The following is a 24229-nucleotide window of genomic DNA, read 5'->3' on the forward strand; positions in this document are numbered from 1 at the left end:
AGTATTCGACCGAGTACCGTTGAGCAGAAGCGACCGTTCCTTACCGGTACCGGTCAGCTCAGCTGAACGATCGGAGGCCGCCGTGCTCGATGTCCGCCGCCTGGTCCTGCTGCGCGAGGTCGCCATCCGCGGAACCCTCGCCGCCGCCGCGGAGGCCCTCGCCTACAGCCCCTCCGCGGTCTCGCAGCAGCTCGCGGTGCTCGAGCGCGAGACCGGAGTCGAGCTGCTGCGCAAGGCCGGACGGCGCGTGCAGCTCACTCCGCAGGCCGAGATCCTGGTGGCGGCGGCCGGCGAGGTGCTCGCCCTGCTCGAGCGGGCGGAGGCGGCGCTCGCGGCGTCCGGCGAGTCGATCACCGGGCGGGTGCGCGTCGCGGTGTTCCAGTCGGCGGCGCTCGCTCTGATGCCGGGCGCGCTTCGGGCCGTGGCCGAGCGCTTCCCGGAGGTGCGGGTCGAGATGGTGCAGCGCGAGCCGGAGGGGGCGCTGCACGAGATGTCGTGGGCGCGGGAGTTCGACCTCGTCGTCGCCGAGCAGTACCCCGGCCACTCCACCTCGTGGCTGCCGGGGCTGGTGCGCAGCGATCTCACGACCGACGCGATCCGCCTCGCCGTCAGCCGCGACTCCGCTGTGGTGGACCTCGCCTCGACCCGCGACTGCGCCTGGGTGATGGAGCCGCGCGGCACCGCGAGCCGCCACTTCGCCGAGCAGACCTGCCGCGTCGCGGGCTTCGAACCCGACGTCCGCTTCGAGACCGCCGACCTTCAGGCGCAGATCCGCCTCGCCGCCTCCGGCCACGCCGTCGCCCTGATGCCCGACCTGGTCTGGGCGGGCGAGGAGCCGGACTGCCGCCTCCTAGAGCTGCCGGGAACGCCTCGCCGCACGATCTTCACGGCCCAGCGGGAGGCGCAGCTGGCGTCGCCGGCCGTGCGCGTCTTCCGCGAGTGCCTGGCCGAGGTGGCGGGGCGGTACGCCTGAGCCGACGGCGCCTGGAGCCGGACGGAGGGTCGGCTGCTCCGTGAGCGGTGAGAATGTCCCTCCACAGGGCCGATTCAGGGGGCGATTGTCCGGAACAGGACGATCCGCGGCCCCACTGTCAGTGGTCGCTGGTTCAATACTTATATGAGAGTACACGGAGTGACAGCGGCGGCGGAGGCGGTGCTCGGCGAGGTGCGCGCACGCGGTGACCGGGCTGCAGCGCTCGCCCGCTCGGCATCTCCGCTGCTCCTAGCGTCGGCCGAGGAGCTGTACGCCGGGTACCGCGTCGCGCTCGAGCGTCCGGAATCATTCGCCCGAGGGTCGGCGCCGCATGCTTCGAGCGAGCTCGCCGAGCGATCGATCCGTGCCGAGTTCGCGGTCGCCCTCGGAGTGTCCGAGCGGGTCGCCTGCCGCGAGCTCGAGAACGCGCGGCTCCTGGTCGAGGATCTGCCGGCCACCCGCTCTGCGCTCGCCGAGGCGCGGCTGCGCTGGGAGGCGGGCCAGGCCGTGTGCGCGGTCGCGGCCACCCTGCCGCCGGGCTCCCGGGCGGAGTTCGACGCGCGGGCCGCCGATCTCGCTGCCCGGTCCACACCCACGCAACTGCGGCGCGCTCTGGCGAGGCTCCGCGAGGAACTCCACGAGCAGCCCCTCGCCGACCGTCACCGACGCGCTCGCGAGGACCGTGCGGTGTGGCTGAGCCCCGAGGTGGACGGCATGGCGACGCTCTGCGCCCTTCTCCCGGCGCCGGTCGCACTCGGGGCGTACGCGCGTCTCGACCGGATCGCCCGGATTCTCCGCGACGGTCCCGAGGGACGCGAGTCGGATGCCGAGGGACGCGAACCTGATGCCGGGAGCTCCCCGTCCCGGGGCTCGACGGGGGAGACGAGCGCACCCTCGCGCAACTGCGGGCCGACGCCCTGGCCGACATCCTGTGCGATGCCGACGTCATCGGCACGATCCCCGACGAAGCCGGCGCCGATCGACCCGCTCCGACCCTGGTCCCGGGCGTCCGGGCCGAGGTGCGCGTCACCCTCGCCGCGAGCACCGCCTCCGGCCACGACGACGCCCCCGCCGAGCTCGACGGCTACGGTCCGATACCCGCCGGCGCCGCCCGGAGCCTCCTCCCCGCGACCGTCACCCGGGTGATGACCGAGCCGCGCACGGGCGCCGTCCTCTCGGTCGGTCGCACCCGCCGACTCCCGCACCGCGAGCTGCGGCTCCTCCTCCAGCTCCGCGACGTGACCTGCCGGTTCCCCGGCTGCACCCGCTCCGCCAGCGGCGCCGAGGCCGACCACGTCGTCGAATGGCGCAACGGAGGCGGCACCGATCCCGGCAACCTCGCCAGCCTCTGCGTCGCCCACCACCACGTACGACACGGCGATCGCTGGACCTACGTCCTCCACCCCGACGGCACCGCCGACTGGACCACCCCCACCGGACGCCGCATCACGACCCGGCCACCGGCCCTCGAGGCGCGACCGCGATCAGGCCCCCGCCCGAGCTTCGACGACCGCCCGCCGCCGTTCTGATGCGCTGCCTGCCTGCCTGCCTGCCCTACGCCGCCAAGAAGCGGTCCGCCGTCCGCAGCGAGAGCGCCATCGTTGCGAGCGCCGGGTTCGCGATCAGCGAGCTCGGGAACACCGAGTTGTCGCACACCCACAGGTTCGGCACGTCGAAGCTGCGGCCGTCGGAGTCGACCACCGCGTCGCCCGCGTCGGTCCCCATCCGCACCGTACCGAGGGTGTGCGCCGTGCGCGCCAGCACACGGGTGCTCGTTGCGCCCGCCGCCTCCACGATCGCGGTCATCGTCCGGATCGCATGCCGGTCGATCGCCTCCTCGTTCGCGCCCGCCGAGAACGTGATGCGCGCCTTCGGCACTCCGTGCTCGTCCAGCTCGTCGGTCAGCTCCAGCCGGTTGCGGTCGGCGGGCAGGCATTCGGCGTTGATCCCCACCCCCGCGGCGAAGCGGTAGCCGTCGAGCGCGTCCATCAGCTCGGCGCCCCACAGCCCGGCACCGCGGGCGAGGGTCGTGGCGTAGGTCAGCGGCATCACGCCGAGGCTCTGGATCAGGTAGCCGCCCACGAAGTCGGCGTCGGCCGGACGCACGGTGTCCTCGGTGATCGCGGAGGAGGGGTAACCGCGGTAGCCGCGCATCTCGCTCTCGAACGTCCCCCACACCTGCGTCGCCCCGTGCGCCAAGAAGTTCCGGCCCACCTGCCCGCTGCTGTTCGCGACACCCGTGTGGAGCAGGAGCCGAGGCGTCTCGACGCCGCCCGCGCAGAGGAACAGGGCGGAGCAGCGCTGCCGGTGCTCCAGTCCGCCGCTCGTATACACCACGGCGCACACCTGGCCCGCGGCGTCCAGCTCGATCCCGTGCACGAACGAGTCGGCGCGGATCTCAGCGCCGGCGCGCACCGCCTCCGGCAGGTAGGTCACGTCCATGCTCGCCTTCGCGCCGGTGCGGCAGCCCTGATGGCACTGGCCGCAGTTGACGCAGGCGGGACGGCCGTCGTCCCGCGCCCCGCTCAACACGGCGGCGGGCGCGTCGGTCGCGCGCATCCCGATCGCCGCGCAGCCCCGCAGCATCATGTCGGCCGAGGCGTTCCGCGCGAGCGGGCCGTGAAGGTAGCGGCGCGTCGGGTCCCACGGGTACTCGGCCGGCCCCGCCACTCCGATCGACGCCTCGACCCGCTCGATGTACGCGGTGAGCTCGGCGTGCTCGATCGGCCAGTCGCGGCCGACGCCCGAGTCGCTCCGCAGCCGCAGGTCGCGCGCGTCGGGGCGCGGCGTGAACGCCCCCCAGTGCAGCGTCGAGCCGCCGACCCCGCGGCCGCTGTTGTTCTGCCCGAAGGCGGTGGGAGTCGCGCCTCCGCTGAGGCGCTCCTGCATCCAGTTGATCTCCACGGCCGCCGTCTCGTCGGCCGTGTGCCCGAGCGGATCGACGTGCGGCCCGGCCTCGAGCGCCACTACGCGCAGTCCGCGAGCGGCGAGCACCGACAGGAGCGGCGCGCCGCCGGCCCCGGTGCCGATCACGAGGGCGTCGACCGTCTCCTCCAGCGCGAAGCGGCGCATGCCGGTCGTGTTCATCGGTGACTCCTCGTCGTCGGTTCCCAGCTCTCGCGATCGTCGGCACCGAGCAGCCGGAAGCCCGTCACCAGCGCACGCGTGTCGCCGCCGCTGGCGTAGCCGTCGTAGCCGATCCGCGCCATCGAGGCGGGGTGGGCCAGCCACTGCTTCACCAGATCGACACGGCAGTCCTCGAACCAGGCGGTCAGCTGGCGTGCACTGAGCTGGCCTGGTGTGGCGGTGCCGTCGGCGACCGCCCTGAGCTGGGCGTCCTGCTCGTCGGCGCCGAGGCCGGCGAAGCCGCGGAGGGTGTCGAGCGCGAGTCCGTAGGCGACCGGGTCGGCCGGCAGGTCCGCGTTGCGCCAGCCGTCGCCCTCGCCGTTCGCGAGCTGCGTGTCGACGCGGGCGGCCAGGTCGATCTGCCCGCCCTCCTGCGGGACCACCCGGCCGGCGATCGCGCGGAGGTCGATGAGCTGCACGGCGGTCAGGGCTCGCGGCGCGTACTCCGGATCGTCGGCGAGCGCACGCACGGCGAGCAGACCGCGCACCCGTGTGGAGGTGCGGGCGGAGGCGATGACCGCGCCCACGTCCGCCGGCACGACAGGAGCGACCCCGGCCTCCTCCTCCCAGAATCGCCGGATCGCGGAGGCCACCTCGGCAGGACGCTCGAACGGCAGCAGGTGGCCCGCCCCCGCGAGGGTGAGCAGCCGACCGCGGGAGTAGAGGGAGCCGTTGAGGCGGGCCTGTGCGTCGGTGCCGAGGTCGCCGTCCTCCCCGCCCGCGATCAGGAGCGCCGGCGCGGCGTCGAGCGCGGCCTCGGCCGTGCGGTCCTCGCGGCTGCCGTGCTCGAGCCAGTCGCGCCAGCCCTCGGGGGAGTAGCGGCGTAGTTCGGCGAGCGCCTCCGCGTCGGTGTCTGCGGGCAGCGGCGAGCCGACGTTCTGGTCGACGAATTCGCGCGCCTGCGCCTGGTCGAGTGGGCCGTCGTCGACCCAGCCGAGCATGGTCGAGCGGCGCTCCTCCGCCATCGGCTCGGGCGAGAGCGGCGACCCGGCGAGCAGCACGACTCCGGCCAGCCCGAACAGGCCCGAGCGGCCGGTCATCGTGCGGCAGGCGACCAGCGAGGCGATCTTGCCGCCCATGCTGTGCCCGAGGAGCAGCCAGCGGGAGGCGCCGTGCTCGCGGATCCGGCGGATCGTGGCAGCGGTCATCGCTTCGAGCGAGGTTCCGGAGTCGCCGGGCAGGTCGAGCGCGACGAGGTCGGCGACCTCGGCGAGCTCCCGGCGCAGCGCGTCGAAGGCACGGCCGTCGAGCCCGAGCCCGGGCAGGGCGAAGAGAGTGGGGCGGGGGCTCGTGGACACGGGCGTCCTGTCGGATCGGCCGCGCCACGGCAGGGGGAGCGGGAGGGGGGCGGCGGCGGGTGGCGGCCGTCCTCATCCCAACACACCGCGCCCGCGCGCCCGGACCCTTGCGTCGGAGGCGCTCCCGTGCAGCCGCCGCGCTCCCGCCGGGCTCCGCCGTCTCCGGGCTCCGCCGTCTCCGTGCTCCGCCGTCTCAGTGCAGGGCCAGCGACACCGCGAGCGCCACCATCACGACTGCTACGGCCGCATCGAGCACCCGCCACGCGACGCGGCTCCGGAACAGCGGACGCAGCGCCCGGGCGCCGAACCCGAGGGCGGTGAACCACAGCACGCTCCCCGCCGCGGCGCCCGCTCCGAACCACCAGCGCTCCTCGCCGTGCGTGTTCGCAACAGAGCCCAGCAGGACGACCGTGTCGAGGTACACGTGCGGGTTGAGCAGCGTGAGCGCCAGACACGTGCCGATCGCCGTGCGGAGCGAGGTGGATGCGCCGGCCGGATCGCCGTCGAGCGTCCCCGGGCGCAGAGCACGCCGGGCGGCGAGCGCCGCGTAGACCAGAAGGAAGACGATGCCGCCCCAGCGGATCACCACCAGCAGCCACGGCGCCGATTGCAGGACCGCGCCGATCCCCGCGATCCCCAGCACGATCAGAGCGGCATCGCAGAGTGCGCAGATCGCCACGACGGCAGGCACGTGCTCGCGGCGGAGGCCCTGGCGGAGCACGAAGGCGTTCTGGGCGCCGATGGCCACGATGAGCGAGAGACCGAAGCCGAGGCCCGACAGGGCGGCGAGCAGCGGTACGGCGGGCAGCGGTACGGCGGGCAGCGGAGACACGTGTCGACGCTAGAGGCGTCCTCGCCTGTAGACCAGCTCACGCTCCTTCAGACCGTCAGCAGAACTGGTGCTGACCGACGACCTCGACCTCTCCCGGCTGCGCGCGCTCGCCGCCGCCGTCTCCGAGGCCGCCCGCGCCTGCCTCCGCTGACTGCCTCCGCTGACTGCTACCGGCGCTCAGACCGCGAAGACGTCGCAGAGGGTGACCGTCTCCAGCGAGCGCTCGTGGAGGATGTCGACGAGCCGCGCGTAGACCTGCGTCACCGGGTCGAAGTTCGCATGCCCGATCACGATGTGCTGCGGCAGGAACCATTGATCCGCGAAGCCGACCACCTGCTCCGGAGTGATCCGCCCCGAGTCCGAGAGCGAGCCGTACCAGAGCACCGTCGCCCGGTAGCCGATCGCCGCCGCCGCCGCGCGGGTCCGCTCGTCGGTGTAGCCGAACGGCGGCCGGTAGAACGGCGCCGCCTCCACGCCGTAGGTCGAGCGGATGAAGTCGCCGTTACGCCCCAGTTCCTCCTGCACCCCAGCGGTCGAGAGGTCCGTGAGGTCGGCGTGCGACCAGGTGTGGTTCGCCAGCTGCACCTGCCCCGAGGCGACCAGTGGACCGAGCGCCGACGCGTTCACTGTCCACGAGTCGTACTGCCCGTTGAGGAAGAAGGTCAGGCGCGTCCCGGTGTCCCTCGCGAACTGCGCGTACGCGGCCACCACACCGGAGTCGGCGCCGTCGTCGACGGTCCACGCGAGCAGCTTCCCGTCCCCCGGCAGCTCCGAGATCGTGCCCGAGGGCAGCGGCGCCTTCACCCGCACCGGCACCGGCGCGGCGGTTCCGCTCGGCGCGGGGCGCGGGAGAGCCGGAGTGACGGGCTGTTGCACGTCCGCGGGCGCCGGTTCCGTAGGCGTGCATCCGGTCAGCGCCACCGCCGAAGAGGCGATCCCCAGCAGCAGCGCGCGCCGCCTCAACCGCTCCACAAGCCTCCCTTTCGAGCCCCGGTCCCGGAGCATCGCGGCGACCGTAGCCGGGGGGAAGGTCGCCGGGCAAAACGGTGGCGGGATCTCCGGCGCAGCAGGCGCCCCGCGCGTGTTGCGGCAGTCGCCCGGGCCCGCCTAAGCTAGCGAGGTTGCGTGCATCTGCACGCGCTTGCGTGCTGCCCGCCGGGCGGGGGCTCCGGCTCCTACCGAACGGCCGGGCGGTGCGCCGACAAGTGACCTTGGGTGGGTCGGGCGAGGCCATGTGTCCCGCGTGATCCACGGTAACCACACATGGAGGAAATCATGGCAGCAGTCTGCCAGGTGACCGGAGCCGTCCCCGGCTTCGGGCACGCCATCTCGCACTCGCACCGGCGCACCAAGCGCCGCTTCGACCCGAATGTGCAGAAGAAGACGTACTACGTGCCGTCGCTTCGCCGTAACGTCACCCTGACCCTCTCGGCCAAGGGCATCAAGGTCATCGACGCCCGTGGCATCGAGTCCGTCATCAAGGACATTCTCGCTCGTGGGGTGAAGATCTAATGGCAAAGCAGCAGGACGTCCGTCCCATCATCAAGCTCCGTTCGACGGCCGGCACCGGTTACACCTACGTGACCAAGAAGAACCGCCGCAACGACCCCGACCGTCTCGTGCTCAAGAAGTACGACCCCGTAGTGCGCAAGCACGTCGACTTCCGCGAGGAGCGCTAAATATGGCTAAGAAGAGCAAAATCGCCCGCAACGAGCAGCGCAAGGTGGTCGTTGACCGCTACGCCGCCAAGCGCCTCGAGCTGAAGAAGGCCCTCGTCGACCCGGCCGGGACCGACGAGTCCCGCGAGGCCGCCCGCGTCGGCCTCCAGAAGCTGCCCCGCAACGCCTCGCCCGTCCGCGTCCGCTCGCGTGACGCCGTCGACGGACGCCCCCGCGGCAACCTCACGAAGTTCGGCATCTCGCGTGTCCGCTTCCGCGACATGGCGCACCGCGGCGAGCTGCCCGGCATCACCAAGTCGAGCTGGTAGTAGCGCGCTCGCCGTGGGCCCGCGATCCAATGGATCGCGGGCCTTCGTCGTTCCTCCGGCCGTAAAATAACCGAATGACCGACTCCACCCTGCCCGCCCTCGCCGAGATCGCGGCTCTCATCGACCACGCGATCCTGAAGCCCGAGCTCACCCGAGCCGACGTCGACGCCCAGCTCGACGAAGCGCGAGCATCCGGTGTCTTCAGCGTCTGCGTCCGCCCCTCCGACATCGACCACGCCGTCGCCCGGCTCGACGGCTCCGCGGTCCTGGTCGGCACGGTCATCGGCTTCCCCCACGGCACCACCTCCACCGCGGCGAAGGTCGCCGAATCGCGACAGGCCCTCGCCGACGGCGCGGTCGAGCTCGACATGGTCGTCAACATCGGCCGCCTGCGCAGCGGCCTGCTCCAGGACGTCGAGGACGACATCCGTGCGGTCGTCGACGCCGCAGAGGGTCGCATCGTCAAGGTCATCCTCGAGACGAGCGTCCTCGACGACGAGCAGATCGTCGAGGGCAGCCGCGCCGCCGAGCGCGCCGGAGCCGACTTCGTCAAGACGGCCACGGGGTTCGCCGGCGGCGGCGCCACCGAGCACGACCTGCGCCTGATGCGCGGCGCCGTCTCCGAGGCCGTCCAGGTGAAGGCGTCCGGCGGCGTCCGCGACCTCGACACTCTCCTCGCCTACCGCGAGCTGGGCGTCACCCGCTTCGGCACCAGCGGCTCCGCGACCATCCTCGGCGACCTCGCCGCGCGGCTCTCGGGCGACTCCTCCGCGGCTCGTGTCGACTCCGCCTCCTACTGACGGATCGGCCGCTGACGGATCGGCCGGGAGCCGCACCGCACCCGCCGGCCGGATGACGCCGGTGCGCCTGCGCCCGGGCCGAGCCGGCCGCTGGGCCGAACGCACCCGCCGCCCCCTCGACGAGATCGCCCGCGCCCTCAAGGAGCGGGTCTACGCGACCTTCACCGGACTGGCCGTGGTGATGATCTACCTCGTCGGCGACCACCCGGACGCAGTGCACGCCCTGCAGAGCCTGGTGGTCTCGATCGTCGGGATCTCGGCCGCCGGCTTCGTCGCCGAAGTGATCGCACACCAGGTCGTGCACGCGGCGACTCCCTCCGGCGCCGAGGCGCGCACCATGCTCCGGATCGCCGGCGGAGCGCTCGCGTCCGCTTCGCTGCCGGTCCTCGCGCTCGGGGCGGCGGCCCTGGGCTGGATCGACGCCACGCTCGCCCTGCGCATCGGCGCGGGCGTCTATGTCGCGACTCTGGCGGCGATCGTCGTGATCGCCGTCGTCCGCGCGGGACTCTCCTGGCGGCAGAGCCTCGTCTCACTGCTCGGCATTGCGGGGCTCGGCGCGCTGGTCGTGGGTGTCCTGGCCCTTGCGCACTGAGCGCGTACTGCGGCCGCGCGGAGGCTCGAGCGATGACGTCACGAACCCGGGTCGATCTCGGCCGCCGCGAGGACCTCGGCGATCTGCGCGGCGCGCTCCTCCTCGACGCCGGGCGCAGGTGACCAGCGCCCCCGGAAACGCGGCCACAACACTGCCCGCGCATGTCGAGCGTCCCTTGCACTGGGGTGGCTCAGCAGGAGGTTCCTGAGCACGGGCGTCCTGCGCGCTGCCCGTCAGATCGTGCCGGGTCCACGGAGCGATTCGTCGCTGTCCGCATCGTCCAGGCCCAGGCCCAGGCCCAGGCCCAGTCCCTCCACGACCTCGCGGCCGAGCAGGTGGGCGCCGCTCCACCCCTCGATCACGCAGCGGGGAAACGCCTCACGGTCGGGGGAGCGGAGCCACGTGGTTGCGGCCTCGCGGGCCCATGATTCCGAGGCGTAGACGCCCATGATCTCGGTGCGGTCGTCCCAGGGGGTCGCAGTGGAGAGCACGAAGTGGTCACCGTCCACGATCGGACCTCCTCCTTCTCTCGGGGTTCAGAGACCCCGGCAGAAGGCGGGACCGGATCGGACGTTACCCGACACCAGGGGAATTCGTCTCCCGGGTCGACAGGACCTTGGAAGACGGCTACAGGACCCTGAACGACGCCTACAGCATTCAGAACGACGGCTTCAGGACCCCGAACGACGCCTACGGCATTCAGTACGACGGCTTCAGGACCTTGAACGACGCCTACGGCATTCAGTACGACGGCTACAGAGCACGCCACGGTCAGCCGATCGTCCCACGCAGACGCGCGTTCAACCCACCCAGGCCGTCGCTCTCGTCGCTACCGGGGAGCAGCGCGCCGCCCTGCTCGAGACCGCGTCGGGGCGAATGCAGGATTTCTCCGGGTGGGGGCATGCCGACGCCCCGGTGCCGTTCGGCCCGGGGCGTCGGTGGGGGACGGGTCAGACGACGCGCGGGTCGGACTCCCGGCTGTCGTCCTCGGGGATGTGCACGTCCTGGACGGTCACATTGATCTCGGCGACCTCCATACCGGCGATGTGCTGGATGGCGTCGGCGACGGCCGAGCGGACGTCCTCGGCGACCTTCTGCAGGGGCGCCGGGTACTCGGCGACGATGGTGATGTCGGCGGCGACCTGGCGCTCGCCCACCTCGACCTTGACACCCTGGCTGCGATCGTCGTTTCCGATCGCGTTGCGGATCGCGCCGATCGCCCGGGCCGCTCCTCCACCGAGGGCGTGCACACCGGGGACCTCGCGGGCGGCGATGCCGGCGACCTTGGCGATGACGCCGTCCTCGATCACGGTGCGTCCGGGTCCGGTGCTGCTGTTGCTGGTGGTGGTCGCGGGGGTCTCGGCCATGATCTCCTCTTTCGCTCAGTGGTTCACTCGGTGCCCGATCGGTCGGTCGGGCGATGTTCGAAGGTGAGACGCACCGGACGCGGCGAATGTCACGGTCCGAGACGCTGTGCCCAGGCAACTGTCAGAGAGCCGGTCGGTCCACGCTGAACGGTGAGCGATTCGCCCTCGGCGCGGCACTGTGGTGGCATGGACCCGTGACCGACGCGACCGCCCAGCAGCCGACCGTTCGCGTGCGCCCGCGGGCCCTCCTCGTCCTGGCGCTGATCGGCGCCGTCGGCGGGACCCTCTCGGGCGCCTTCGGCGTCGGCGGCGGGATCGTGATGGTGCCGATGTTGATCGCGTGGGCCGGGATGGACCAGCGCCGCGCCTCCGCCACCTCGCTGCTCGCGATCGCCCCGACCTCGGTCGCCGGTGCGTTCGGCTATGCGCTCGCCGGGCAGGTCGCCTGGGCTCCCGCCGCGGTGATCGCGGCCGCCGCGATGCTGGGAGCCCTCGCCGGCTCCTGGTTGCTCGCGCGACTGCCGCTGGGGGTGCTGCGCTGGCTGTTCGTGGGGCTCCTGGTGGCGGCAGCGGTCCGGATGGCCGTCTTCGGTTCGAACGACACCGGCGACGTCGCCGAGGGCTGGGGGGTGTGGCCGGGATTCGCGGCGCTCGGTGCCGGGATGGGGGTCGCCTCCGGACTCTTCGGTATCGGCGGCGGAGCGATCGCCGTGCCGGTCCTGGTCGGCGCCTTCGGGCTCGCGGACCTGCTGGCCAAGGGCACCTCGCTCGCCGCGATGATCCCCACAGCGGTCACCGGTTCGATCGCGAACGCCCGCCGCGGACTGCTCGACGTGCGCGCGGGCCTGGTGGTAGGGCTGACCGCGACCGCGTTCTCCTTCGTCGGAGTCTCCCTCTCCTTCCTCCTGCCGGCGCGCGTCTCCGGGATCCTCTTCGCGGCGCTGCTCCTGCTCGCGGCGGTGCAGCTCGCCCTGCGCGGACGGCGCGCCTGAGGGCCGCGCCTGCCCCCGTTTGTCCGTGGCAGCATCGGAGGTGATGACAATTTCCGGTGCCGCGTGAGCGCGGTCAGCTATCAGGCCGCGTCGATCCCCCTCCGCCTAGCGGGCGCCGGCATGATCGTCGCGCTGCCTGTCCTCGCAGTCGAACGCCTCGACGACGTCGCACTCGGCGGCGCGCTGACCGGGGCGGCGCTCTTCCCCGCCGTGATCGCCGCCCCGCTGGTCGGCACCGTGCTCGACCGGGTCCGCCGCCCCCGTCGGCTCCTGGTCGGCGCCGCCTTCACGACCGCCGTCGCCTTCGCGGTCGCCGCCTTCCTCGGCGAGGTGCCGACTCCGCTGATCGTTGCGCTGCTCCTGATGGCGGGGCTGGCGACGCCCGTCTACATGGGCGGCATGTCGAGCTTCGTCACCAGTGCGATCCCGGAGCCGGGCCGCGCCTACGCGCAGGACTCGCTCTCGTACACGGTCGCCTCGATCGCCGGACCCGCCCTCGTCGGCCTCGCGCTCGTGGTCGGCGGGGCGCGGACGGCCATGCTGGCGATGGCGGTGCTCGCGCTGATCGGCGCCGTCGGCTCGCTCAGCCTGGCGATGCAGGCGCGTCCGACACCCACGGTCGGCGTGCTGCAGACCGTCGTGGCGGGCATCACCCACCTCGTGCGGCACCGGCCGCTCGCGGTGGTCACCTCGGCCGGCACCCTCAGTCAGGTGGCGGGCGGAGCCGCGGGGGTCGCCGCGATCAGCCTCTCCGTGCAGCGGTGGGGTAGCACCGCCGCAGCCGCGTGGATCCTGACCGCCTTCGCCGTCGGCGGCCTGCTCGGCGCACTCGCGGTGGCGGTCCGCCGCTGGACTCACCGGTCGCCGGCCTGGACGATGGGCGCGGCCTACGTCGCGACCGGCGCCGTCCTGCTGGTGGCGGTGCCCGACCTGGGCATCGTCGTCACCGTCGTCGCCTTCGCCGTGGCGGGAGTGTTCACGGCCCCCGCGACCGCTGCCATGCTGCTGCTGCGCGACCAGGAGAGCCCCGCCGCGGTCCGCTCGCAGGTGTTCACGATCGGTGCGGGCCTGCGCTCGGCCGCGGCAGCCGTCGGCGCCGTGCTGGCGGGAGCCGCCTCCGGGCTCGGAGCGTCCTGGCTCGTCGCCGGGATCGCTGCCGTCTGGATCGGCTCCGGACTGCTGCTGCGCCTGTTCCCCGCGCGCGACGGGGGCTGAGCTTGCGCGGGGGCTGAGCCTTCGCGGGGGCTGAGCCTGCGCGGGGGGAGTGGCGGGTCTGCCTCCGGATCAGGTCGAATGGAGTCATGGCACAGAAGACGGTCGCAGACCAGCTCATCGCCCAGCTCATCGACGCCGGCGTCTCCCGCATCTACGGGATCGTCGGCGACTCGCTGAATCCGATCGTCGACGCGGTGCGCCGCAGCGGCGGCTCCAAGAAGGGAGGCATCGACTGGATCCACGTGCGCAACGAGGAGGCCGCCGCTTTCGCCGCGGGCGCGGAGGCGCAACTCACCGGCCGCCTCGCCGTCTGCGCGGGCAGCTGCGGTCCCGGCAACCTGCACTTGATCAACGGCCTCTTCGACGCGCACCGCTCCGGCGCCCCGGTGCTCGCCATCGCGAGCCACATCCCCAGCAACGAGATCGGTTCCTCCTACTTCCAAGAGACGCACCCCGACCGGCTCTTCGTCGAGTGCTCGAATTACCGCGAGCTGATCTCGACCGCCGCCCAGGCTCCGCGCGTGGTGAACGCCGCGATGCGCAGCGCGGTGGCCCTGCACGGAGTCGCCGTGATCACCCTCCCCGGCGACATCGCCGAGCTGGAGGCGGTGGACGGCTTCCCCGCGTTCGTCCTGCCGTCCGCGCCCGTCCTGGTCCCCGCCGCCGCCGACGTCCAGGCGCTCGCCGCCGCGATCGATGAGGCGAAGACGGTCGCGATCTTCGCCGGCGCCGGAGTGCAGAACGCGCACGACGAGGTCGTCGCCTTCGCCGAGCTGGTCGGCGCGCCCCTCGGGCACAGCCTCCGCGGGAAGGAGTGGATCCAGTACGACAACCCCTACGACGTCGGCATGACGGGCCTGCTCGGCTACGGAGCCGCGCACGCCGGCATCCACGACGCCGAGCTGCTCCTCCTGCTCGGCACCGACTTCCCCTACGAGCAGTTCCTCCCCGACGCCACGAAGGTCGTGATCGCCCAGGTCGACAGCGACGCCTCGAAGCTCGGGCGCCGGGTCAGCGTCGCGCACCCCGTGCACGGCGACGTGGCTGCGACGCTCACCGCGCTCACCCCGCTCGTGACGCGGAAGGACCACCGCTTCCTCGACAAGACGCTGAAGAAGCACGAGAAGCTGGTCACCGGGGTCGTCGGGAAATACACCGAGGTCGGTACGCGCAGCCCGATCCACCCCGAGTTCGTCGCCGCCACCCTCGACGACCTGCTCGCCGAGGACGCGATCGTCACCGCCGACACCGGCATGGGGAATGTCTGGCAGGCCCGCTACATCACCCCCAACGGGAAGCGGCGCCTGCTCGGCTCCTACACGCACGGGTCGATGGCGAACGCACTCCCGCAGGCGGTCGGCGCGCAGCTCTCGCACCCGGGGCGCCAGGTCGTCTCGCTGAGCGGCGACGGCGGGCTCTCGATGCTGATGGGCGAGCTGGTCACCGTCGCGGCCTACCGGTTGCCCGTGACCATCGTGGTGTTCAACAACTCCACCCTCGGGCTGGTGAAGGTCGAGATGCTGGTCGACGGCTTCCCGGACTTCGCCGTCGACGTGCCGATGGTCGACTACGCGAAGGTGGCGGAGGCGATCGGGATCCGCGGGATCCGCGTCGAGGACCCGCGTGACGTCGAGGAGGCGCTGCGTTCGGCGCTCGCCGACGGCGGCCCGGTCCTCGTCGACGTGGTGACGGATCCGCTCGCCCTCTCGCTGCCGCCCATGATCACGGGCGCACAGGTGAAGGGCTTCGCTCTGGCCGTGTCGAAGATCGTCATGAACGCAGGAGCCGGCGAGGCCGTCGCACTGGCCCGCACCAACATCAAGCACGCCCTCCGATGAGCGACGCGCGGGCGCTCGCACCTGGTTCATCCGCGGCTCCTCGCCGCCGCTCCCACGTGCTCCAACACAACGTCAGCTGAGAGGCCTCCTCATCCACCATCGTGGATGACAGGGCTTCTCAGCTGACGTTGTGCCGCGGCCTCACTCGCCGAAGGTGATGGCCTGGGCTTCGACGAGTTCGGGCTCGGGCTCGTGCGCGTCGGCGCGGGCCAGGGTGCGGCGGCCGAGCAGCACGATCAGCGCGGCGACGGCCACCGCTCCAGCCGCGGCGTACATCGGGAAGGCCGGCGAGATCGCGGCGGCCAGGGCGGAGGCGGCCGGCGGGGCGATCGCGCCGCCGAGGAAGCGGACACCGGAGTAGGCGGAGGACGCGACGGAGCGAGGCAGCTCCGTCGCCTCCATCACGCACTCGGTGAGCACCGTGTTGACGACGCCCAGCAGCAGCCCGCCGACGATGATGCAGGCGATCAGGCCGACCCGCGACGAGATCACCAGCCCGCCCGCGACCAGGTCGAGCGCGAGCAGCAGCAGCACCGAGCGCAGCACCACGGCGCGCGGGAGGCGCCGCGTGAGCAGCGGAGCGACGAACACGGACGTGACCGCGACGCCCAGGCCCCAGCCGAAGAACGTGAAACCCAGGCCCATCTCGTCCAGCCCGAGCGGGTAGGGCGTGTAGGCGAGCAGCACGAAGAAGCCGATGTTGTAGAACAGGGCGGCGCCCGCCAGGGTGCGGATGGCCGGGTCCCTGAGGGCCGCGAATGGCGCCGAGAGCGGAGTCGGAGCGGGCGTCGGGCCGTCCTCGCGCAGCAGCGTCGCGATGGCGATGACGCCGACGGCCATCAGCACGGCGGTGCCGAAGAACGGGCCGCGCCACGAGACGCTGCCGAGGAGCCCGCCGAGCAACGGGCCGATGGCGATGCCGATGCCCAGTGCGGCCTCGTAGAGCACGATCGCCGCGGAGGAGCCTCCGCTGGCCGCGCCGACGATGGTCGAGAGCGCGGTCGAGATGAACAGCGCGTTCCCGAAGCCCCAGCCGGCGCGGAAGCCGATGACGCCCTCGACGCTGCCTGCGGTACCGGCGAGCGCCGCGAACACCACGATCAGCACCAGCCCGATCATCAGCGTCTTCTTGGCGCCGATGCGGCTGGACAGCCAGCTGGTGAAGAACATCACGACGCCGGTGATCACGAGGTAGCTCGTGAACAGCAGCGACGTCTCGGTCGGAGTCGCTCGCAGGCTCTCGGCGATGGCCGGGAGGATCGGGTCGACCAGGCCGATGCCCATGAACGCGATCACTGCGGCGAAGGCGACGGCCCAGACGGCCAGCGGCTGCTTCAGGATCGAGCCCTGCGCGGGCGAGTGGAGGGAGGGGGTCACGGGGTGGGGCCTTTCTCGAGGGGCGGAGCGGGGTGCGGCGGGGGTGCGCGGGGCGGCGGCGTAATAACATAGCATGTCTATGTAGTGCGGCAGCGCTGCCGTTTTCCTCCGCTCCTGTGTCAGAATCGTTCGCAATCGCGCGTCCGTTCCTGCGATCACCGACGAAAAGAGAAGTCATGTCCTCCAGCGAGCACGACGTCGTCGTGATCGGAGCCGGCGCCACCGGACTCACCGCGGCCCTCCGGCTGCACCAGCAGGGCTATGACGTGGTCGTCGTCGAGGCGCGCGAGCGCGTGGGCGGCCGGCTCGAGACCCGCGTCATCGAGGGGCAGCTTCTCGAACTCGGCGGCCAGTGGGTCTCGCCGGATCAGACGGCGCTGATCGAGACCCTCGATGAACTCGGCCTGGGCACCTACTCCCGCTACCGCGAGGGCGAGAGCGTCTACGTCGGCGCGGACGGCTCCGCCCGCCGCTTCACCGGGGACATCTTCCCCGGGAGCGAGCGCACCGAGTCCGAGATCTCCCGGCTGATCGAGGTCCTCGACCGCCTCGTCGCCGAGACGGACCCCGCCGCGCCGTGGGCGCACCCGCGCGCCCGCGACTACGACCGCATCACCTTCGCCGCGTGGCTGGAGCAGCAGAGCGACGACGAGGAGGCGCGGGCGAACATCGCCCTCTTCCTCGCCGACGCAATGCTCACCAAGCCCGCGCACGCCTTCTCCCTCCTCCAGGCGCTGCTGATGGCGGCGAGCGCGGGGAGCTTCAGCAACCTGGTCGACGCCGACTTCATCCTTGACAAGCGCGTGATCGGCGGCCTCCAGCAGGTCCCGGAGCGGCTCGCAGAGCGCCTCGGCGCCGAGCGCGTCCTGCTCGGTCACCCGGTCCGCTCCGTGCACTACGGCGACGACGGGGTCGACGTCCGCGCCGACGGCGTTACCCTCCGCGCCCGCCGAGCGATCATCGCCGTACCGCCGAACCTCGTCGGCCGCATGTCGTTCGACCCCTCGCTACCGCGCCTGCGCCAGCAGGCTCTGCAGCACCAGTCGCTCGGCCTCGTGATCAAGGTGCACGCCACCTACGCGACTCCCTTCTGGCGGGCCGACGGACTCTCCGGCACCGCGTTCAGCCCGCACTCGCTCGTGCACGAGGCCTACGACAACTCCAACCACGGGGAGGAGCGCGGCACCCTGGTCGGCTTCGTCTCGGATGAGAAGGCCGACCGCGTGTTGAGCCTCGATGCACCGGAGCGCAAGACGGCGATCCTCGACGCGCTCGCCGCGTACTTCGGGCCGGCCGCGCTGGATCCGCTCGTCTACTACGAGAGCGACTGGGCGTCCGAGGAGTGGACGCAGGGCGCCTACGCCGCGAGCTTCGACCTGGGCGGGCTGACCCGCTACGGCGCGCTGCAGCTGGAGCCGGTGGGACCCCTCCGCTTCGGCACGAGTGACCTCGCCGCCGAGGGCTATCAGCACGTCGACGGCGCGATCCGCGTCGGCAGGCGCCTGGCGCAGGAGATCATCGACGAGGACGGCGCGACCGCACCGGCCCCCCCATCGCGAAGGAGCACTGGTCGCATGAGCACCCATTACGCCGTCATCGATCCGGCCTCCGGCGAGACCCTCCGCGAGTACGCGACCATCGGCGACGCCGAGCTGACTACGGCGATCGCCTCGGCGCACGGCGCCTACTCCTCCTGGTCGCGGACCGTGCCCGTGGCGACCCGCGCGGCGCTGATCGCCCGAGTGGCCGAGCGGCACACCGAGCGCGCCGACGAGCTCGCGGCGATCATCGTCCGCGAGATGGGCAAGCCGCTCGATCAGGCGCAGAGCGAGGTCGGATTCGCCGCCGACATCTACCGCTACTACGCCGAGCACGGCGAGGCCTTCCTCGCCGACGAGCCGATCGAGCTGGCCGAGGGCACCGGCTCCGCGCTGATCCGTCGCGCCGGCCTGGGCGTGCTGCTGGGCATCATGCCGTGGAACTTCCCCTACTACCAGGTGGCCCGTTTCGCCGGTCCGAACGTGGTCGCGGGCAACACGATCCTGCTCAAGCACGCGCCGCAGTGCCCGGAGTCGGCCGCCGCCATCGCCGACATCTTCCGCACCGCGGCCGAGGAGCTGGGCGCTCCCGCCGGCGTGTATCTGAACCTGTACGCCTCGAACGAGCAGGCTGCGACCGTGATCGCCGACCCGCGCGTGCAGGGCGTGTCGGTCACCGGTTCGGAGCGGGCCGGTGCCGCCGTGGCGGAGCTCGCGGGCCGACACCTCAAGAAGGTCGTGCTCGAGCTCGGCGGCTCCGACCCGTTCGTGCTCCTCTCGACCGACGACCTCGACAAGGCGGTCGAGGACGCGGTCGCCGCGCGCCTGGACAACAATGGCCAGTCCTGTAATGCCGCCAAGCGCTTCATCGTGATCGACGAGCTGTACGACGCGTTCGCCGAGAAATTCACCGAGGCGTTCACCCGCGCCCAGCCGGCCGACCCGTTCGCGGACGGCACCCTGCTCGGCCCGCTCTCCTCCTCCGCCGCGACCGAGCGCCTCGAGGCGCAGCTCGCCGCCGCGCGCGAGCAGGGGGCCACCGTGCGCGCGAGCGGCGAGGTGACCGGCAACTTCTTCCCCCCGGCCGTGCTCGAGGGGGTCACCCCCGAGATGGACGCTTACCGCGAGGAGTTCTTCGGTCCCGTCGCCGCGCTCTACCGCGTCCGCGACGAGGACGAGGCGATAGACCTCGCGAACGACACCCCCTACGGCCTCGGCTCCTACCTGTATACGACCGACCAGGAGCAGGCGCTGCGCCTGGCCGACCGGATCGACGCGGGCATGGTCTGGGTCAACCTCGTTCTCGGCGACGCCGCGGAGCTGCCCTTCGGCGGCGTCAAGCGCTCCGGCACCGGCCGCGAGATGGGCCGCCCGGCCCTGGAGGAGTTCGTCAACAAGAAGCTGATCCGCATCGCGTAGGCGTACCGGATCCGGCGGTTCCGGATCCGGTACGTCTCTGCCCGGGTACGTCTCTACCCGATCATGGCAAGGGCAGAGAGCGTCCCTCTACCGTGACGTCGGTCAGCAGGCCGCGCCGACGTAGGTGGCGTAGAAGTCGACGCTGCCGTCGGTTGTCCACCGGTTGTACTCGCCGACCGCTGCCTTCACGTTCGAGGCTTTGAGGGTGTCGCGAGCGTAGAGATCGCCGCCGCTCGTGAGGAAGTAGCCGCCACCGACCGGGGTCGAGTCGGATGCGACGTTCGCATAGGATGCGCTGTCCTGGTCGTGGCGCACGGTGTGGGCAGTGCCATCGGTCGAGACGTAGGTGGCGTAGAAGTCGACGCTGCCGTCGGTGGTCCACCGGTTGTACTGGCCGACGGCCGTCGTGACGTCGGAGGCCTTGAGGGTATTCCCGAAGTAGAGCTTGCCGTCGTCGGTGAGGAAGTATCGTCCGCCCACCGGGGTGGAGTTTTTCGGGACGTCGGTGTAGCTCGCGGCGTCCTGGTCGTGGCGGATGGTGTGAGCGACTCCGTCCTTGGTGACGTAGGTGGCGTAGAAGTCGACGCTGCCGTCGGTGTGAGCTGCCCAACGTTTCCTGGACCAGTTGAATAGTTGTCTACGCGGCGAGGTTCTCGGTGATCCATGCCTGCTCGGCTTCCTTCGGGGTCCGATAGCCAAGCCCCGAGTGAAGTCGTTGTTGATTGTAACGCAGTTCGATGTACCGTGTCACGTCGCGGATCGCTTTCTCTCTTGTCGGATATTGAGTGCGATTGCAGCGCTCGTTCTTCAGTGTTCCGTTGAATGATTCGGCCCACGCGTTGTCCCAGCAGACTCCCGTCCGGCCCATCGATTGTCTGATGTCGAGCTTCTTCGCGAGTTTCCCGAAGTCGGCGGAGGTGTAAACGGAGCCGCGGTCGCTGTGGAAGATCGTTTTCGCGGCCCGGTTCGGCTGGTTCCTTGCCGCCATTTCGAGAGCTTCGCTGACGAGTTCGGTACGCATGTGGTCGGCGAGGGCGTACCCGACGACCTTCTTTGAATAGCAGTCGAGGACGGTCGCGAGGTAGACCCATCCTTCCCAGGTGCGGATATAGGTGATATCACCGACCCATTTGCAGCCGGGTCGGTTTGCGGTGAAGTCCCGCTTGACGAGGTCGGGGATGTCAGTCGGATCGCCTGGGGTCGTGGTCACCGGCCGCCAGGGCTTGGGCTGGCAGGGTTCCAGTCCTGCTGCGCGCATGAGCCGGCGGACGGTCTCGTGGGCGACTGGACGGCCCCACCGCGCCAGCTGCGCGGTGATGCGGCGGTAGCCGTAGGTGCCATCGGAGGCCTGAAAGGCTGTTCGGATGAGTTCGGTGATACCTATACGCCATTCAGCGGTTGCGGAGGTCTTGCGATCGCGCCATTCGTCATAGCTAGATCGATTGACGCCGACCGCCTGGCACAGTCCGCGGATTGATAGCGTGCGGCTGGGGTCGCGTTCTTCGCGGCGAATGAGTTCGAGCTTGGCGGCTAGCGGAATTTCTTCGCGAAGAACGCGGATGCTTTTCCCAAAAACAGGTTTTCCTCTTCGAGTTCGCGGACCCGCCGTTCGAGTTCCTTTATTCGCGCCCTGTCCTGAACGGTCAGTTCTTCTTCGCCGCCGGCACTGCTTCGGCGATGCGCCGCCACCCAATTAGTGAGGGTCTGCGGAACCAGTCCGAGCTCTCGAGCGACGTCCGCGACGGATCGCGACCTATCAATCACCTCGCGCACTGCCTCCGCGCGGAACTCCGGAGAATACTTCCCACGGGAACTGGACATCCCGGGCCTTCCTTTCGGTCATCGCGGTAATCCTACCAATTCCGCGGTGGTCCAGAAAGAATGGGGCACCTCAGTGCTCCACCGGTTGTATTGGCCGACGGCTGTCGTGACGTTCGAGGCCTTGAGAGTGTTCCCGAAGTAGAGCTTGCCGTCACTGGTGAGGTAATACCGACCACCGACCGGCTTTGAGCCGTTCGGGACGTCGGCGTACTCGACCGGGCTCTGGTCGTGCCGTACCGAGAAGGCCGCCTCCGATTTCGCGCCGGTTACCGGAGCGCTCGTCGACAGGTCACCGCTGACAGCTCCGAAGCTCGACTTCCCGCCGTCTCTCGGGACCTTGATGTCGGGCAGTGTGATCAGTCCATTGCTGTCGGTCGTGGCCGTATACGTCGTTGTGCCGTCTGTGAAGGTGTACCCGTCTCGGAGGGTGATGGTGACGCTCTTCCCCGCATCCGCGGTGCTTCCGTCTGTGGTGCGCTTGACTTGCGCGCCTTTGATGAACCTGCAGCCCACCCCGGTGTACGACGCCTTCGTGAACGTCAGCGTCGGCGAGTTGGACGCGGCCGCGGCGGGCGTCGCGGTGGTCACGGCGATGACCGGGATGGTCCAGGCGGCGCCCTGAACGAGGGTGCGACGGTGAACGCCGTCCGCGGCCGGGAGGGCCCAGTCCGACAGGCTTGTGTCGACGTCTCGGTACTTCTCGAAGCGATTCTTGGTCATGTGCTCTGACTTCCGTCGGTGTGCTGGATGGACATCCGAAGCTTCGTCAGCGGCACCGATCGGCCCTCCGCGGCCGCCGAAAGTGGTGTCGCCGCCGCCGGAACTTGCCCATGTTCCTCCGCTCGCCCGATGACGCCCGGAGAATGACTCGACGTCGCGCCGACGCCCGGCGAGGCCCCGGCTCGATCCGGGTGATCACGGACGCAAAGGGGATCTATGGCCAGCGGATCATCACGTCGCACGTTCTCCCTGCTCGGCGAAGACTCCCGGGCCTGGCTCGCCGAGAGGGATCTTTTCGGGCAGTTGGACTCCGCCTTTCGGCTGGTGTCCGACGAGATCCTGTTCGACGGTTTCAGAATGGCCAGGATGCGGCATACCGAGGGCGCCTATGTCATCGCGCGCCGCTCTTCCGCGGCCCTGCTGCTCGTCCAGATCGAGGGTGAGTGCACTCTCCGCTCGCCCGTGTGGGGAGCCCTGCCGAGGATTCTCGGACCGGGTGACGTCGCCGTTCTTCCAGGAGGGACAGCGCCGTTCCACCTCTCGGCGGAACGCCCGGTCGCGCGATACCAGATCGACTTCGACCTGGCCGGATTGCCCGCACAGGCTCGGGTCGAACTCGAACCGGGAGTCGTCTTCTCGCGTCCGGCGAAAGGATATCGTGACGCTGTCGCGTCGACCGCGAACATCGCCTTCAATTCCTCGCTGACCCAGGGCGAGGCCGGCTTCGCGGACTTCGCTCTCGGGCTCCGGCATCTTTCGACGGCGCTCCTTCTGCACGCCCTCGAGGCCACGGCGCCCGATCTTCCCGAGGATGCGGACAGCCTGCACCGAGCCGCCCTCCGGGTCATTTCGGCGCGGGCGACGGATCCCGACTTCACCGTGGAGTCGCTGGCGCACGCCGTGGGGGCCTCCTCGCGAACGCTGCGGGAGGTTTTCGCTCATACCGGAAGCTCCGCAAAGGCCGCACTCACCGGCGAGCGGGTGCGCCGAGCGCGCGTTCATGCCGCGGTCGGGGAAGACGGCGGTCGATTCACCACAGCGGAGATCGCCCGCCTTTCCGGCTTCCGGGACGCGCGAGCGTTGCGACGTGCTCTCGCGAAGGTGAACGGCGAGCGGTAACGCGGCTGCGGTCGGCGCCGATGGGTCGCCGGTCCAGCTGAACCCGGTGGGAGCCGGAAAAAGAGGTTCCTTTGCCGGAACTTGTCTCATGCTCTTCCCTGGAGCGGATCATCTGTGGAGAATCACTTCTCGGCTCGTTCGACCTCGACGAGATCGTGGTGATTCTCAGGTCTCGGCCGAAGCAGGGAGAGGTCTATGGCATCCGAGTCGGTTCGCCGGAAGTATTCACTACAGGGCGAGAATGCTCGGCTCTGGCTGGCCGAGAGGCACTTCTTCGGTGACGTGGACAGCTCTTTCAGGCTCGTCTCCGACGAAATCCGCTTTGCCGGATATCGGGCTGCCCGGCTCTGGCACAGCGAGGGCGATTACTCTATCGCGCGTCGTTCTCGCACGGCATTGCTTCTCGTGCAGGTCGAAGGCGACGCGACCGTGCAGGTGCCGCTGTGGGGGGAGACGCCCAAGGTGGTGAAGCCCGGTGACCTGGCGGTGCTCCCCGGCGGAACCGCGCGACCCTTCCGCTTCCGCGCACAGCGACCGGTGGCCCGTTATCAGATCGAATACGATCTGGCCGGTCTTCCACCTCAGGCTCGCCTGGAGCTGGAATCGGGAATGGTCTTCTCCGAGCCGGCGAAGGAGTTCCGCGACGCCGTTGCTGCGACGGCGAACATCGCGCTCAATTCATCGATGAGCAGCGAAGACGCCGGCTACATCGACTTCGGGATCGGGCTGCGTCATCTGACGACCGCCCTCCTGCTGCACGCGCTGGACGCGACCGCCCCCGATCTTCCCGAGGATGCGGAGAACGTGCACCGCGCGGCGCTTCGAGTTATTTCCCTGCGGGCGACGGATCCGGCCTTCACCGTCGAGCATCTCGCCCACGCCATCGGCACGTCATCCCGAAATCTGCGGCATGTCTTCGCTCAGGCCGGATCCTCCGCCAAGCTGGCGCTCACGGCCGAGCGCGTGCGTCGGGCCCGGGACCACGCCGCGCCCACCACATGCGGCCAACGCTTCACGTCAGCCGAGATCGCACGGCTCTCCGGCTTCCGCGATGTCCGCGCCCTGCGCCGCGCCCTCGACAAGCTGAACGACGAGCAGATGTCGACGCGGCGGGACGCCGGCTGAGGTGCCGTTGACGGGCGACATTATTTTGGCCGTTAGCGCAAAAGAGCAGTCTGAGATTTCTATTGATAAGTTGCGCATTCGATACCTTGA

General features: G+C 70.7%; 23 protein-coding genes and 3 pseudogenes. 16 read left to right on the forward strand and 10 right to left on the reverse strand.

Annotated features, from left to right (window positions below):
- Positions 1–82 precede the first annotated feature (82 nt).
- The 4 genes and pseudogenes from A6122_RS01530 (at position 83) to A6122_RS17530 (ending at position 2502) form a co-directional block, all read left to right on the forward strand.
- Positions 83–973 carry a LysR family transcriptional regulator gene (locus tag A6122_RS01530; protein WP_068250779.1) on the forward strand — a complete coding sequence of 297 codons (891 nt, stop codon included), beginning with the start codon at positions 83–85 and terminating at the stop codon, positions 971–973.
- A 144-nt stretch (positions 974–1117) separates the two neighbouring features.
- A pseudogene (locus A6122_RS17650) lies at positions 1118–1741 on the forward strand (DUF222 domain-containing protein); the annotation flags it as partial.
- 125 nt (positions 1742–1866) lie between these two features.
- Positions 1867–2199, forward strand: a pseudogene (locus A6122_RS17525) (HNH endonuclease); the annotation flags it as partial.
- Positions 2200–2211: 12 nt separating this feature from the next.
- Positions 2212–2502 carry an HNH endonuclease signature motif containing protein gene (locus tag A6122_RS17530; RefSeq protein WP_335720339.1) on the forward strand — a complete coding sequence of 97 codons (291 nt, stop codon included), beginning with the start codon at positions 2212–2214 and terminating at the stop codon, positions 2500–2502.
- 25 nt (positions 2503–2527) lie between these two features.
- On the opposite strand, the gene A6122_RS01540 is transcribed toward A6122_RS17530, so the two are convergent.
- The 4 genes from A6122_RS01540 to A6122_RS01555 form a co-directional block, all read right to left on the reverse strand.
- Positions 2528–4060 (reverse strand): GMC family oxidoreductase, encoded by a 1533-nt coding sequence (locus A6122_RS01540; RefSeq protein WP_068250786.1) that lies wholly within the window; start codon positions 4058–4060, stop codon positions 2528–2530.
- Positions 4057–5397, reverse strand: a complete 1341-nt coding sequence (locus tag A6122_RS01545; protein ID WP_104261860.1) for an alpha/beta fold hydrolase — start codon at positions 5395–5397, stop codon at positions 4057–4059. The genes A6122_RS01540 and A6122_RS01545 overlap by 4 nt, the downstream gene beginning before the upstream one ends.
- 193 nt (positions 5398–5590) lie before the next feature.
- Positions 5591–6229: a LysE/ArgO family amino acid transporter gene (locus tag A6122_RS01550; RefSeq protein ID WP_237358217.1), complete on the reverse strand. Its 639-nt coding sequence runs from the start codon at positions 6227–6229 to the stop codon at positions 5591–5593.
- A gap of 177 nt (positions 6230–6406) precedes the next feature.
- Positions 6407–7201 (reverse strand): polysaccharide deacetylase family protein, encoded by a 795-nt coding sequence (locus A6122_RS01555; protein ID WP_167542331.1) that lies wholly within the window; start codon positions 7199–7201, stop codon positions 6407–6409.
- A 303-nt stretch (positions 7202–7504) separates the two neighbouring features.
- Here A6122_RS01555 and rpmB point away from each other — a divergent pair, with 303 nt between their 5' ends.
- The 5 genes from rpmB (at position 7505) to A6122_RS01580 (ending at position 9608) form a co-directional block, all read left to right on the forward strand.
- Positions 7505–7741, forward strand: coding sequence for a 50S ribosomal protein L28 (gene rpmB, locus A6122_RS01560; protein WP_068250795.1), 237 nt, complete (start codon positions 7505–7507; stop codon positions 7739–7741).
- Positions 7741–7908, forward strand: coding sequence for a 50S ribosomal protein L33 (rpmG, locus tag A6122_RS01565; protein WP_027692168.1), 168 nt, complete (start codon positions 7741–7743; stop codon positions 7906–7908). The genes rpmB and rpmG overlap by 1 nt, the downstream gene beginning before the upstream one ends.
- Positions 7909–7910: 2 nt before the next feature.
- Positions 7911–8216 carry a 30S ribosomal protein S14 gene (gene rpsN / locus A6122_RS01570; RefSeq protein WP_068250798.1) on the forward strand — a complete coding sequence of 102 codons (306 nt, stop codon included), beginning with the start codon at positions 7911–7913 and terminating at the stop codon, positions 8214–8216.
- Positions 8217–8290: 74 nt separating this feature from the next.
- The gene (gene deoC / locus A6122_RS01575; RefSeq protein WP_181026372.1) at positions 8291–9016 is read left to right on the forward strand and encodes a deoxyribose-phosphate aldolase; all 726 of its coding nucleotides are present in this window, start codon (positions 8291–8293) and stop codon (positions 9014–9016) included.
- A 61-nt stretch (positions 9017–9077) separates the two neighbouring features.
- On the forward strand, positions 9078–9608 hold the full coding sequence (locus A6122_RS01580) for a hypothetical protein (RefSeq protein WP_146085054.1): 531 nt from the start codon (positions 9078–9080) through the stop codon (positions 9606–9608).
- Between the two features lie 233 nt (positions 9609–9841).
- Here the strand turns inward: A6122_RS01580 and A6122_RS01585 are convergent, their stop codons facing one another.
- Positions 9842–10117 carry a hypothetical protein gene (locus tag A6122_RS01585; protein ID WP_068250803.1) on the reverse strand — a complete coding sequence of 92 codons (276 nt, stop codon included), beginning with the start codon at positions 10115–10117 and terminating at the stop codon, positions 9842–9844.
- Positions 10118–10558: 441 nt separating this feature from the next.
- Positions 10559–10975, reverse strand: coding sequence for an Asp23/Gls24 family envelope stress response protein (locus A6122_RS01590; RefSeq protein WP_068250806.1), 417 nt, complete (start codon positions 10973–10975; stop codon positions 10559–10561).
- 194 nt (positions 10976–11169) lie between these two features.
- Here A6122_RS01590 and A6122_RS01595 point away from each other — a divergent pair, with 194 nt between their 5' ends.
- From A6122_RS01595 to A6122_RS01605, 3 genes are all read left to right on the forward strand, one after another.
- Complete coding sequence (locus tag A6122_RS01595; RefSeq protein WP_068250809.1) at positions 11170–11967, forward strand: sulfite exporter TauE/SafE family protein; 798 nt, start codon at positions 11170–11172, stop codon at positions 11965–11967.
- A gap of 63 nt (positions 11968–12030) precedes the next feature.
- Entirely contained in the window at positions 12031–13182 is a 1152-nt protein-coding gene (locus A6122_RS16285; protein ID WP_068250812.1) for an MFS transporter, read from the forward strand.
- 86 nt (positions 13183–13268) lie between these two features.
- Positions 13269–15020 carry a pyruvate dehydrogenase gene (locus A6122_RS01605; RefSeq protein ID WP_068250815.1) on the forward strand — a complete coding sequence of 584 codons (1752 nt, stop codon included), beginning with the start codon at positions 13269–13271 and terminating at the stop codon, positions 15018–15020.
- Positions 15021–15161: 141 nt separating this feature from the next.
- Here the strand turns inward: A6122_RS01605 and A6122_RS01610 are convergent, their stop codons facing one another.
- Positions 15162–16397: an MFS transporter gene (locus A6122_RS01610; RefSeq protein WP_068250817.1), complete on the reverse strand. Its 1236-nt coding sequence runs from the start codon at positions 16395–16397 to the stop codon at positions 15162–15164.
- Positions 16398–16573: 176 nt separating this feature from the next.
- On the opposite strand from A6122_RS01610, the pseudogene A6122_RS01615 reads away from it, so the two are divergent.
- Positions 16574–17920: pseudogene (locus A6122_RS01615) on the forward strand (flavin monoamine oxidase family protein); the annotation flags it as partial.
- Positions 17921–17971: 51 nt separating this feature from the next.
- Positions 17972–19354 (forward strand): NAD-dependent succinate-semialdehyde dehydrogenase, encoded by a 1383-nt coding sequence (locus tag A6122_RS01620; protein ID WP_068256816.1) that lies wholly within the window; start codon positions 17972–17974, stop codon positions 19352–19354.
- A gap of 102 nt (positions 19355–19456) precedes the next feature.
- On the opposite strand, the gene A6122_RS16290 is transcribed toward A6122_RS01620, so the two are convergent.
- From A6122_RS16290 to A6122_RS01635, 3 genes are all read right to left on the reverse strand, one after another.
- Entirely contained in the window at positions 19457–20053 is a 597-nt protein-coding gene (locus A6122_RS16290) for a hypothetical protein (protein ID WP_146085055.1), read from the reverse strand.
- Positions 19992–21175, reverse strand: a protein-coding gene (locus A6122_RS01630; RefSeq protein WP_157593771.1) for an IS3 family transposase whose coding sequence is annotated in 2 segments (ribosomal slippage) — positions 19992–20923 and positions 20923–21175 — 1185 coding nt in all. Because the reading frame shifts where the segments join, the coding sequence is not laid out codon by codon here. The genes A6122_RS16290 and A6122_RS01630 overlap by 62 nt, the downstream gene beginning before the upstream one ends.
- Before the next feature lie 18 nt (positions 21176–21193).
- Positions 21194–21895, reverse strand: coding sequence for a hypothetical protein (locus A6122_RS01635; RefSeq protein WP_068250821.1), 702 nt, complete (start codon positions 21893–21895; stop codon positions 21194–21196).
- 216 nt (positions 21896–22111) lie between these two features.
- On the opposite strand from A6122_RS01635, the gene A6122_RS01640 reads away from it, so the two are divergent.
- Positions 22112–23014: a helix-turn-helix domain-containing protein gene (locus A6122_RS01640; RefSeq protein ID WP_068250824.1), complete on the forward strand. Its 903-nt coding sequence runs from the start codon at positions 22112–22114 to the stop codon at positions 23012–23014.
- A gap of 195 nt (positions 23015–23209) precedes the next feature.
- Positions 23210–24139, forward strand: coding sequence for a helix-turn-helix domain-containing protein (locus A6122_RS01645; protein ID WP_068250827.1), 930 nt, complete (start codon positions 23210–23212; stop codon positions 24137–24139).
- The last annotated feature ends 90 nt before the right edge of the window (positions 24140–24229 follow it).

The organism is Rathayibacter tritici (assembly GCF_001641005.1).
GTDB lineage: Bacteria > Actinomycetota > Actinomycetes > Actinomycetales > Microbacteriaceae > Rathayibacter > Rathayibacter tritici.

Coding starts and splice junctions, on each gene's coding strand:
- rpsN (WP_068250798.1), top strand. CDS start 7,911: ATGGCTAAGAAGAGCAAAATCGCCCGCAACGAGCAGCGCAAGGTGGTC.
- A6122_RS01605 (WP_068250815.1), top strand. CDS start 13,269: ATGGCACAGAAGACGGTCGCAGACCAGCTCATCGCCCAGCTCATCGAC.
- A6122_RS01645 (WP_068250827.1), top strand. CDS start 23,210: ATGGCATCCGAGTCGGTTCGCCGGAAGTATTCACTACAGGGCGAGAAT.
- rpmB (WP_068250795.1), top strand. CDS start 7,505: ATGGCAGCAGTCTGCCAGGTGACCGGAGCCGTCCCCGGCTTCGGGCAC.
- A6122_RS01640 (WP_068250824.1), top strand. CDS start 22,112: ATGGCCAGCGGATCATCACGTCGCACGTTCTCCCTGCTCGGCGAAGAC.
- A6122_RS01620 (WP_068256816.1), top strand. CDS start 17,972: ATGAGCACCCATTACGCCGTCATCGATCCGGCCTCCGGCGAGACCCTC.
- deoC (WP_181026372.1), top strand. CDS start 8,291: ATGACCGACTCCACCCTGCCCGCCCTCGCCGAGATCGCGGCTCTCATC.
- A6122_RS01540 (WP_068250786.1), bottom strand. CDS start 4,060: ATGAACACGACCGGCATGCGCCGCTTCGCGCTGGAGGAGACGGTCGAC.
- A6122_RS01590 (WP_068250806.1), bottom strand. CDS start 10,975: ATGGCCGAGACCCCCGCGACCACCACCAGCAACAGCAGCACCGGACCC.
- A6122_RS01635 (WP_068250821.1), bottom strand. CDS start 21,895: ATGACCAAGAATCGCTTCGAGAAGTACCGAGACGTCGACACAAGCCTG.
- rpmG (WP_027692168.1), top strand. CDS start 7,741: ATGGCAAAGCAGCAGGACGTCCGTCCCATCATCAAGCTCCGTTCGACG.